Origin of the sequence: Flavobacterium suncheonense GH29-5 = DSM 17707 (assembly GCF_000430025.1) — a bacterium.
Taxonomy (GTDB): Bacteria; Bacteroidota; Bacteroidia; order Flavobacteriales; family Flavobacteriaceae; genus Flavobacterium; species Flavobacterium suncheonense.
This window is the reverse complement of the sequence record NZ_AUCZ01000018.1, coordinates 1-11,072: the sequence shown is the minus strand read 5'-3', so window position 1 is coordinate 11,072 and position 11,072 is coordinate 1. Positions and strand designations below refer to the sequence as shown.

11 protein-coding genes are annotated in these 11,072 nt (G+C 28.9%); 2 read left to right on the top strand and 9 right to left on the bottom strand.

All coding sequences use genetic code 11. The features are described from left to right. Positions 1-445: 445 nt before the first annotated feature. From G498_RS14935 to G498_RS0109390, 3 genes are all read right to left on the bottom strand, one after another. On the bottom strand, positions 446-892 hold the full coding sequence (locus G498_RS14935) for a CPCC family cysteine-rich protein (protein ID WP_035745032.1): 447 nt from the start codon (positions 890-892) through the stop codon (positions 446-448). A 197-nt stretch (positions 893-1,089) separates the two neighbouring features. Next, complete coding sequence (locus tag G498_RS0109400; protein WP_026980948.1) at positions 1,090-2,241, bottom strand: DUF3800 domain-containing protein; 1,152 nt, start codon at positions 2,239-2,241, stop codon at positions 1,090-1,092. 363 nt (positions 2,242-2,604) lie between these two features. Further along, the gene (locus tag G498_RS0109390) at positions 2,605-3,750 is read right to left on the bottom strand and encodes a TlpA family protein disulfide reductase (RefSeq protein WP_051269830.1); all 1,146 of its coding nucleotides are present in this window, start codon (positions 3,748-3,750) and stop codon (positions 2,605-2,607) included. Positions 3,751-3,919: 169 nt separating this feature from the next. Here G498_RS0109390 and G498_RS0109385 point away from each other — a divergent pair, with 169 nt between their 5' ends. After that, positions 3,920-5,326, top strand: coding sequence for a sensor histidine kinase (locus tag G498_RS0109385; protein ID WP_051269828.1), 1,407 nt, complete (start codon positions 3,920-3,922; stop codon positions 5,324-5,326). Continuing rightward, positions 5,319-5,999, top strand: a complete 681-nt coding sequence (locus G498_RS0109380; protein ID WP_026980945.1) for a response regulator transcription factor — start codon at positions 5,319-5,321, stop codon at positions 5,997-5,999. The genes G498_RS0109385 and G498_RS0109380 overlap by 8 nt, the downstream gene beginning before the upstream one ends. A gap of 231 nt (positions 6,000-6,230) precedes the next feature. Here G498_RS0109380 and G498_RS0109375 read toward each other — a convergent pair whose 3' ends face one another. From G498_RS0109375 to G498_RS14930, 6 genes are all read right to left on the bottom strand, one after another. Further along, positions 6,231-6,758, bottom strand: a complete 528-nt coding sequence (locus G498_RS0109375; RefSeq protein ID WP_244877128.1) for a MepB family protein — start codon at positions 6,756-6,758, stop codon at positions 6,231-6,233. A gap of 263 nt (positions 6,759-7,021) precedes the next feature. Continuing rightward, positions 7,022-7,648 carry a hypothetical protein gene (locus G498_RS0109370; protein ID WP_026980943.1) on the bottom strand — a complete coding sequence of 209 codons (627 nt, stop codon included), beginning with the start codon at positions 7,646-7,648 and terminating at the stop codon, positions 7,022-7,024. Between the two features lie 189 nt (positions 7,649-7,837). After that, a complete protein-coding gene (locus G498_RS0109365) occupies positions 7,838-8,365 on the bottom strand; it encodes a hypothetical protein (protein ID WP_026980942.1) in 528 nt (175 codons plus the stop codon). A gap of 139 nt (positions 8,366-8,504) precedes the next feature. Further along, positions 8,505-9,290 (bottom strand): hypothetical protein, encoded by a 786-nt coding sequence (locus G498_RS0109360; protein ID WP_026980941.1) that lies wholly within the window; start codon positions 9,288-9,290, stop codon positions 8,505-8,507. 154 nt (positions 9,291-9,444) lie between these two features. Further along, positions 9,445-10,251, bottom strand: coding sequence for a carboxypeptidase-like regulatory domain-containing protein (locus tag G498_RS0109350; RefSeq protein WP_026980940.1), 807 nt, complete (start codon positions 10,249-10,251; stop codon positions 9,445-9,447). A 170-nt stretch (positions 10,252-10,421) separates the two neighbouring features. Then, on the bottom strand, positions 10,422-11,072 hold a 651-nt coding region (locus G498_RS14930; RefSeq protein ID WP_211227764.1), incomplete at its 5' end, for a hypothetical protein.

Here is an 11,072-nt window from a genome sequence, read left to right as displayed (position 1 = left end):
TGGCATTCTGCTCAGGCGTGTGATTTGCTATCATGTGTAAATTTTTAATTTACACTTGTTGCAAATTTGAGATGAATATGATTTCAACGATTTGCGTACTGAGTTTCCAGTATTGCTTTTGCGTTTAGTTTTTTACGTACCAATTTTTACAACGTTTTTCCACAATATTTTTCCACAACAATTATAATTGATAGTTATAAAATTTGATAGAAAATTTATTTGTAGAAATCGTTTAGGTTCTGATTTTTACGCGCGCAAGGCAACTGATTTATAACGTCCCGCCGGCTTTATAAAGTGGCGGACATTTTGTTACTGATGTTTACAAATATACCGAAAAGTTTGAAAGGAAAAAGCTGAATGAAAAGAAGAAATAAAATCACCAAACCATTCCCAAAAATCACCAAGCCCCGACATTTTATAAAACCGCTGTTATAGGCTGGCATAATTACAACTTTGGGATTTGTCCTTTAATGTTTTTTAGAATATTGTTAATCAGTAATTCCACTTTTTTGATGTTTTGTTCGTTTGAAGAAATATAATAATCCAATAATTTTATTTCAGTAACCAACTCTGAGTTTTCATTTTCACTTTTAAAACTTTCAAATTCATCAAAAAACTCAATTCTATATTTGGTTAAAGAATAATCACCATTTGGTCCTCCAAAAATTTTATCAGCATCAAAATTATCTTGTCCGTCATCTTCCCAAAAACAAAGTAGACAAATTTCCCAACTACATCGTTCATCAAGTGTGAAATATCCACAAGCTGGGCAAGAATTTGGAAGTTCAAAATCAATATCTTTTCTATAATTACAGCCTTTAATTTTTGGGAAAAGATTATTGAAATATTCTCTCCGCTCTAAAATGCGTTCTATTTTAGTTTGATTTTCCATTTAGTTTTACCACAATATTGGCTGCTTGCCTATAACGTCCCGCCGGCTTTATGAAGGCGGGGATTTTTGTTACTGATGTTTACAAATATACCGAAAAGATTGAAAGAAAAAATTTGAAAATAGGAGAGAAGTGCGAACACTTACCATTACCGATAAACACTAAAACCCCGCTTTTATAAAACCGCTGTTACCAGCAGTTATTTAATTAATTCAATTACTTCTTTTAATGATTCATATTCAGGATATTCTAGAATATCTATATCGTTCATACTGCCCAGTAAAATAGAATCTCTACATTTTTTCATTCTTGACAACATTGGTTGTAAAATGCTATTATATCTATTTACAAACTCGATTAAATCGGATTTGTTTACGGGTAGTTTATAGCCGCCACTATTTGAACTTACAATGATTACATTATTATCTCTTAATTGTCCAATGACATTTTTTCGAAATAACCTTGTTGAGTATTCCAAACCAATTTCAAATTTAAGCTTGTCCATTAATTCATGTGTTTGAATAAAATAATTTGGACTAACTTTTTGAATAAGCATTAAATATTTTAAAAGGTATATTTGTGCTGTTATATCAGTTTCAACTTTATTTTCATTTCGTGCAATGTAATCTTTTGCTAAAGTCAATGAAAGTTCTGCAATTTTAGGATCAAAATTTTCTGTCTCGTTTTCTTGCCTAACATAGTTTGCAATATTATTAGGCCAAAAACGTATATTTAATTTCTCTTTTAATATTTTAATGTAATCAGAAGAGTCTTCTGTAAAATGCTTTTTATCAAAACATTTCGCCAAACTCCCAACAATAAAATCACTAAGTTGGACTAAGTTATTTTCTTTACTATCGCTAAATTCAAATATTTTATTTTCGTTAAATAAGTCATATTGCGTTACTTCGTTTTCAATATATTTTTGGAAACTTTCTTGATATTCCTTTGTTCCAATTTGGTCAGCAACGAAAGTGATTTTCTTATTGATTCTATTTAAATCAGTAACTAATAGTTTATTAAAGTATTTATAAAAAGATTGTTTTATGCTTAAACCTTGTGAGTTAATTTCTTTTTTATCAACCACAATTAGATAAATTGTAAACTCAATTTGATTTAATTCATTTAGAATCGTAAGTCTTCTTGCGTGATTTGCTCTTTTAACATTTGAAGATTTTATTTCACTGCCTTGGAAATGAGTATTTCTAACATTTTCAATAATTTGTTGACCAGCTTTTAAATTTTTCTCTTCAATAAGAGTAGCACAAATTAAAAAATGAGATGAAACACCATCTTTTTCAATTTCTAGTGAATTCGTTCCAAATTCATCAATATGAGCTAGAATCTTCATCTACAGATTTAGTTATGTTATAATTGCTGGTAACGTCCCGCCGGCTTCATGAAGTTGGGGATATTTATTCCCAAACCATTCCGTCAAGACTGAGTCAAATATATAAAAATACCTTTAAATTTAGCCTTAAAACCCCAATTTCATGAAACCGCTGTTAGCTGTTCGTTGTTATTTAAACGACTTATCAAAAATATAACAATTCAAAATTATTTTAATAAAAAAGCTACAGCCCAATTGCTGTAGCTTTATCATAAAGATTGTGCTAAGAAAACTTTTATTTTGTTGAGTTTTTCAATTATCTTATCAATCTCCTCAACAGTAGTTAGTTCTATTCCGTTTAGATAATTTCCTTCTTTGTTTCTCTTATTTAAGTAATTCATCTAAAATTGTAGTCAGTTCAGGAGAAGAGGGTCTTGGAGCATTAGCGTTAACTATTTTTCCGTTAGGGTCGATTAATATAAATCTTGGAATTCCCATAACGTTAAAATCCCTAACAAATTTTGAGTTAAAATCATTATCAGCCAAAAGTTGTACACCACCCATTTTTTTATCTGTTATCATTTTTTTCCATTTTTCGATATCAGCTTGTCGATCAAGGGAAATACTAACAAATTCAATGTTTTTGCCATGATATTTATTTTCAATTTTTTCTAGAAAGGGAATTTCAGCACGACAAGGTGCACACCAAGTTGCCCATAAATCGATGTAAACATATTTCCCTCTGAAATCTTCCAATTTTGATTTTCCGCCTTTATAATTTACATAGTCAAATGAAGGAGACATTGTGTTTTTCATCAAATTGTTTATTTTTTTTTCTTCTTGTCTACTGTTATAAACCATTTTCATTTGCATGAATCTCATATCAGTTTCTTTTTTCATAAGGGAAACAAAAGATTCTGGTAAACTTTTATCGTTTAAGCGCGCCAATTTATTTTTAAGAATCTCTGCCGACTTGATATCGAAATCTGATTCATTTGATTCAAATAATCCTCCATAATCAACTTTATGATCTAATAAAGCCTCTTTAGCTAAAAAATTGTTTTCTACTGAACCACTTCCTTCGTATTTTATGGATTCATCAAATTTATTAGCATCTAAGCTTAATTTTAAATCAAGCCCGTTTTTAAGATATAACTCGGTGTATTCTTCACCAATTTGTAATTGATAGATTCCTTCTTCAATATTGAACTTTTCTTTAAATACACCATTATTTCCATTTATGGTAACAATTGGTCTCCCATGTGATGAAATAACAACTTCATTGCTAGTACCATTAATAATGTTCGCAGTAAACGACATCGAGTTTTCATTATTAATTTTAGTATCAATAGAAGTTTGGGTAGTTGAATTCGACAAAATTTTCTTGTCGGAATTAAGATCATTTGAGGTTGCTATTTCTGAGCTTTTTACTTGTTTAACAGTCTTTACTTGTCCATTTTGAGCATAAAGATTACTGCTATTTGCAATTATTGTCAATAAAATTGCAATCATCCAATTTTTTTTTGTCATAATACTTTTTTAGTTAATGTTTATAAAACGACATATAATCGTTTTAGTTATTTTATAATAATTATTATTCTTTTTCAAAAGTATCTACTTAAGTTTTAACTGAATTTTAATTAGTGTTAATGAGTGTTAATGTGGTAAAATATATGTATGCCGTTATTATCTTTGATTTATGAAATTATTCCTTCGAAATAATATTGCTCCTTTGATTGCCCTAACTGTTACTATAACTGTAGGTATACAGGTGTATTGGAATATCCAAAACTATCAAAATAATAAGAAACAGATTATAAATATTATTCAGTTAGCCTTAGATAATAGTATTGATAATTATTATAATGATAAAGCAAAGGCGGGGATTGTTCAAAGTTTTACTTTAAGTGTTCCTAAAACTTTAAAAAAAAAATTCTCTGATGATTCTGATGAAATAATAATTTTAGAACCATCAACTAAATCGAGAATTCCTCAACTATATAATAATCATTTGGATAGTAAGGATTTAAATAAAAATAGAAATGACTCTCTTTTAGAAATTAAAAACATGAAACTTTTTGCAGAGAAAGCAATTATTTCTATTAGACAAGATAGTATAGATATTAATAAACTAGCAACTTATTTAAGTACGGAATTTACTAACAAAAAGCTAGATTTTGAGTACGCACTTTATAAAAGAGAAGGGAAAAAGATTATAAAATATAATAATCCGGATAATAAAAAGTTTCTTTTTTCTGTAAATTCAAAATCTGCTTATTTACCTAGACATAGCGAATTAAAACTTTTTTATCCAGATATTTTTTTTAAAACACTAAAAGAAGGAATTGCAGGTATTTTGCTTTCTTTTGTGTTTTCTTTGAGTATTATTTTTTGTCTTTTTTATTTACTTTCTGTAATTCGTCAACAGAAACAATTGGCCATCATAAAAAATGATTTTATAAGTAATATATCACATGAATTAAAAACACCTATTGCTGTTGTTAGTAGTGCTTTAGAAGGAATTGAAAAATTTAATACGGATAATGAACCAGAAAAAACCAAAAAATATCTGTCAATTTCCAAGCAACACTTATCTAAACTTCATCAAATTGTAGAAAAAATATTAGAAACATCTGCATTGGAAAGTGATAAGTTACAATTGCAAGTATCAAATACAGAGATTGTCCAGTTGATTAATCATACTATAGAAAAATTAAAAATCAATACGGAAAAAAAGATTCAATTGAGAACTTCAAAGCGAGAAATAGATGCCTATGTGGATAGTTTTCATTTTGAGAATGTAGTTTCTAATCTTGTTGATAATGCTATAAAATATGGTGGTGATGAAATAACAATTACTGTTAATAACGATAATATGAATTTGGTTATTGAAATTTCAGATAATGGTAAAGCAATTGAAAAGATTCACCAACAGAAAATTTTCGATAAATTTTATCGCATCCCACAAAACAATCTCCACACTGAAAAAGGATTTGGTATTGGGTTGTATTATGCTAAAAACATCATTGCAAAGCATGGTGGAACATTAGAACTTATTTCCGATGAACAACTTACCACTTTTAAAATTTTGATTCCCAATGAATGATAAAATAAATATATTACTTGCGGAAGACGAAGCTACTTTGGGGCTGATTATAAAGGAAAGTTTAGAAACTCGAAATTTCCATGTTACTCATTGTTTGGATGGGCAAGAGGCTTATAAACATTATAATAACATGAAACCAGATGCCATAGTTTTAGATATTATGATGCCCAAAAAAGACGGTTTTTCATTCGCTCAAGAAATTCGAAAAACAGACAAAACCACTCCAATAATTTTTTTAAGTGCTAAATCGCAAGTGCAAGATGTTTTAGATGGTTTTCATCATGGTGGAAATGACTATTTGAAAAAACCATTCAGTATGGAAGAACTCATAGTTAGAATTCAGGGTCTTTTAGATCGAATCCCTAATAAAAATTCTATAGACGAATTTAATATTGGTATTTATACTTTTAGTTACACCAAACAAATTTTGAAATGTGAAGACAATATTTTTAATCTGACTCATAGAGAAGCGGCTGTTTTAAAACTACTTTTAGAGCATAAGAATGAAATAGTTGACAAATCTGAGGCCTTGTTAGAAATATGGGGCAAAGATGATTTTTTTAATGGACGTAGTATGGATGTTTTTATATCCAAACTTAGAAAAAAATTATCTTTTGATTCTTCTATTCAGATAATCAATGTGAGAGGTAGAGGTTATAGACTTATCTGTTAGTTATTCTTACTTTTCAAAACTTAACAAAGATAAAACCTATCATTTGTTGTGATAAGTTCTTGAATTCTCCGCTTCGCTTTACAATGACAGCTAACGTTTCAGGCTTGGCCGACGTTGCGGCAATTTAAGAAAAATATTATTATGAAACGCAGTGCATGAAAATCCGAAGGATTTTCTTTAGAGGTTTAGACTAGCAATGCGGCTAAGCCCTTGTTAGCTGTTCGTTGCTTTTTAAGTGAGTTCTTTTAATTCTATTTTCAGTAACTTTTTTGCTTTGTTTATGTCAGTTTCATTCCAAATTTCTACAAAATATTTTGTTTGCCAATTTTGAGTTTTTTTCGCTTGCTTGTTTTCTGTTATATTCCAAGTTGGATAAACTCTTATACCACGTTTTCCGTGGCCGTTTTTAGTTGTCAAAATTTTGTTTTCACTTAAAACTGTTTTGTCAAAAATAAAAACACCAAACATTTCTTCCTGTCGAGTTGCGATTATAAAAAAATCAAATTCGTCGTCAATATTATGTGGTTCTGTTATTCCGTTTTCGTTTCGTTTCCAAATCGCTACAAATTGTCCAGTTTTTGTAGGTGTAATTTTCGCCATTCTAAATTTTGCTTTTTGTTTATTCAGTTCAAAATTATGCGCAAAATATTCTTGGCTTTCCAATTCGGTTTCTACATTTTCAAGCATTATTCCACAAACTTGAAAAATACAGTTATTTATAAGTTCAATTTCGGAAAATATGCTGTTGGAATTTATCAAATTTGGATGAATTAATTTTTCTTGTAAGTTAAGTTTTTCTGCGTCGCACGGCAATGACAGCTAACGTCCCGCCGGCTTTATGTCAGTGGCGGATTTATTATTACTGACGTTTACAAATATACCGAAAAGAGTGAAAGAAAAACGTGAATTTTAATACAAAAAGTGCGAGCAAAAACTTTCCAAAAAAATCCCAAGCCCCGCCATTGCATAAAACCGCTGTTAGGCGTTGTACTTGTTTAACTTTTAGTTTTGTTTATAATAAACTAATCACATTTTGGATAAAAGACTTTAATATTAAAAGGTTTCCCTTCTTCATGTGATATGCTCTCTGCTTTGCCAAGCATTTCGTAAGTAAAACATTTAAAATTCTTTTCGTTATTCTTGCAAAACATGAATGTGATAGAATTACCATGCGTTAACATACTTCGTCCATGGAATGTTATTAAACCCTTTTTTAAAAGTTCTTTTACTCTTTTTTGTGATTTTGCATTATTACTAATTGGTTTATGTTCAAATTCTATAAATAATATATCAATATCTTGTATGACTTCTAGCTTAAAATCACTAGTAATTTTATATGGGAGAATCTCTGAATTTGCAAAGTGTTGTGTGTCAAAAGAAATTTCGTTATAATTCTCGTCTGAACCAACATAACATACAATAAAATCAGCTCCAATATTTTTAAGATTATTAATAGAATCTTTAATGGCATTATTATTATGAGTTAACTTGATAGCATTGTCAAGTTTTTCATTCTTTATGTCAGCATCATTATTTTCCTTTTTTTTATGTTTTAAATCATTACACGACACAAATAAAATAATATTTATTAACGAAAATAATATAAACGTTGATGTGGTCTGCATATTGAAATAACCATTTTTTTTCATTTAGTTTTTTTTTAAAATGATCCTGATTTCGCGACGGTTTTTCAGTATAACGCCTAACGTTTTACGGCTTAAAACCGTTGCGGCAATTTACGAATTATTTGTTATGAAATGTTGTGCTTGAAAATCCGCAGGATTTTCTTTTAAAGGTTAAAACTAGCAATGGTTTTAAACCGGTGTTGTAACTTGTTTTTATTTATTAAGGAATTCAAGATCTAAATATTGTTTGGTTTTATTGTACTTATCAGTAAACAAGCTTGTTTTAGGGTTTAAATTGAAGTAAATTTTTAAGTTATCTTTATTAATGTCTGTATAAAAAACATAGCTAAAATTATTTTTTAGTCTTAGTTCTGTCTGAAAGTTCTTTTGACCATATTTATTAATAATAATTTCATTTCCGATTAATAAATAATTTTCATTTTGTGTAATCTCAAGTTTGGTTAAGTCAAGTTCGGAACGAATTCCATTTTTAATAAGAGATTTGATTCCGTTTAATTCATTTTTAGTTTTCCTATTAATTTTCCGATTTAATAAATAAAAATATATTAAAAAGGGAAGTAAAAAAATAAAACCAAAAAAAGCAACATACCAATTTGGTTCTTCTGATATTGAATGTTTTCCTCTGTAACCTAACCCAATAACAGTTATAAAAAAAGCTATAACACAAACATAAATTAATATGTTTATTCCAAAATCATATATTCTCTCTTTTAGGTTCAATTCTTTAAAATAAGTTACAACGTTTCAGGCTTAGCCGTCGTTGCGGCAATTTACGAAGAATTTTATTATGAAATGTAATGCATGAAAATCCGCAGGATTTTCTATTAAGGTTTAGACTAGCAATGCGGCTAAACCGCTGTTAGCAAACGTTTTTTATAATTTTTTCTATTCTTAAATAATCATCCATATTCGGAAAGCGGAGAGTTTTAATAAATAAATTATCCCCATAAATTTCAAATTCCAATCCCTTTTCATCTTTGAAAAAGTTTAGAAGTTTAATTATGTAGAGCATGTTATTCGATTTTTTTATTGTAAAACTCTCATAATTATCAAGTTTTATGTCATCGTCGTTTCTAAATATATCAGTTAACTTTTCAAAATTTGTTTTTTCTCGTAAATAAAAATGACCAGATAGTTGTTCATCTTTTATCCAAAACATGATTTGTGATTCGTGATAACCCGACTGATGTCTATTTCCTGTTATTTCAACTGCAGGAAATAACACGAAACGATTTCCATTGTCGTTTGAAAAAGAACTTGAATAAGACCAATTATCATATTTAGATAACGTTTCAGTTTTTTCAAGTAATTCTATTTGATAATTTGTAAGCTTTTTATATGTGTTTCCAGTTTTTTTGATGTAGTTCTTAAGTTCTTCAACTTCCTTTTCATCGTCATAATAAAATTGCTCTATCTCATCGGAATCTTTTATTCTATTTACATTGTTATGTGCAATCCAATGTCCAGATTCTGCTTGCTCTAAAGTTAATTTTGTTCCTGTTTCGGGATCATAAATAAATTCATCTGATAGACTTTCTTTTAATCGATTTTCTTCTTCTATTTCACTTTTACTTTTATGAGTCATTACTTTCCATAAGAAAACCGCAATAACTATCCCAATTATTATAACGACTGTATCATTCATGTTGGTTAAAATGTTTGCTAACGTTTTAGGCTTAGCCGTCGTTGCGGCAATTTACGAAGAATTTTATTATGAAATGCAGCGCATGAAAATCCGCAGGATTTTCTTTTAAAGTTTAGACCAGCAATGCGGCTAAACCGCTGTTAGCAACAGTATATTATTTAATTATTACTTTAAAATATTTCATGTTATGTGTAAAAGTTTCTCCAATAATCAATTGCTTATTATCATAAACAATCGAATCGTATTTACAGTTATTTATATTAGTCACTTTATATACTAAATTATAACCCTTTCTGTTTTTGGATTTTTCTGTAATAACTCCTTCTATTACACAATCAAAAGTGTCCTCGTCTGTCAGACTTGAGTAGGCGAATAAAGTCGTTCTATTAGTACCATCATAACGGTAAGTTCCACTGAAAGGAATTTTGATTGTGTCACCAACTGCTAATTTTTTAAAACTTTTTTTGTTATTTTCTTTAATAGCTTTTATATCTATGGCTATTCTATCAAGTTCTGGTTTGATAGGAACAAACTCTTGGTTAAAACAGGGTTTTTTTTCTTTGAAAAGGCCTTTTTGAAAAGCTATTAAGTGAAGTTCAGATAATTTTTCAAATCGTCTTTTACGAAGCCTATCAATTTTTTTTGCGGACATGAAATCATAAGTGCCGTCTTGTAATAAAATAACTTCCAAATAATCACAGTTTTTAGAAATATCAATTATTGCACTGTCATACCCAAGACCTCGAAAAGTGATTTTATTGTTTCCTTCTGGAAGGTTTATTTTGAAATTCCCGTTAAAATCTGTTTTTCCTAATTCTATCGTGTCATTAGTATAAACTCTTGCACCTGCAAGGAACTCGATATTTTCATCAATTATTTTACCATTTACAATTTTCTGCCCATAAGTTGAGAGAAAGAAAGATAATATGAATATTACTAATAGAAATTTTTTGGAATCCAATTTAGTATAGTTTTGTCGTTATATTGTTGCTAACGTCCCGCCGGCTTTGTGGAGTTGGGGATTTTTGTTCCCAAACCATTCCATTAGGACTGAAGTCAAATATATAAAATAGCTTTTAAATTTTGCCTTAAAACCCCAATTTCACAAAACCGCTGTTAGCAGCAGCCTTATTATTTCAAATCTATTCCATCAATAGAAATTTTGATATTTTTTGTTTGAAGAAATAAAGCGTAATTTTTTAAATCGTCTCTTATTCCTATATTTTCAATCACAAATTTCTGTGTTAAGAAACTAGTTGATGTTTTAATTTCAATTTTGTTATTTGTTCCATCACCGCGCCTAAATCCTCTAGTATTGTAAGCTTTTAAATATATTTTTTCAACATCTTCTAAATTGATAAAATTTTTATTAATCTCAATGTTGTTTTCTGTTAGTTTTATTTTACCTATAATATGATAACGTTGATCAAAATCCCAAGTAAACAGAATGTAACAACTAATAATAAAGCTCATAATTCCCACAACAATTAATGTAGCTGCAAATATTTCAATAAGATGGCTAAAACGGATATTGTTTTTTTGTAAAATCATCATTGTGAACATAACCAAAAAGCCTAAAAATGATAAAATATCAAAAATTATTGGAACTAGTTTTCGTTTACCATGTGTTAGCAATTCGATTGATATTTTGGGTGTAGAAATTTCCATTTTATTAATTATAGTTTTGCGCCTCGTTTGGTTGGTTGCTGCTAACGTGTTGCAGCTTGGCAAAGTTGCGACAGTTAATGATTTACGTTCACAAATATACCGAAAAGTTAGAAA

Excerpts from the sequence above, each read along its gene's own strand:
- G498_RS0109400 (WP_026980948.1), bottom strand. The coding sequence starts at position 2,241 with ATGAAGATTCTAGCTCATATTGATGAATTTGGAACGAATTCACTAGAA.
- G498_RS0109360 (WP_026980941.1), bottom strand. The coding sequence starts at position 9,290 with ATGAATGATACAGTCGTTATAATAATTGGGATAGTTATTGCGGTTTTC.
- G498_RS14935 (WP_035745032.1), bottom strand. The coding sequence starts at position 892 with ATGGAAAATCAAACTAAAATAGAACGCATTTTAGAGCGGAGAGAATAT.
- G498_RS0109385 (WP_051269828.1), top strand. The coding sequence starts at position 3,920 with ATGAAATTATTCCTTCGAAATAATATTGCTCCTTTGATTGCCCTAACT.
- G498_RS0109390 (WP_051269830.1), bottom strand. The coding sequence starts at position 3,750 with ATGACAAAAAAAAATTGGATGATTGCAATTTTATTGACAATAATTGCA.
- G498_RS0109370 (WP_026980943.1), bottom strand. The coding sequence starts at position 7,648 with ATGAAAAAAAATGGTTATTTCAATATGCAGACCACATCAACGTTTATA.
- G498_RS0109380 (WP_026980945.1), top strand. The coding sequence starts at position 5,319 with ATGAATGATAAAATAAATATATTACTTGCGGAAGACGAAGCTACTTTG.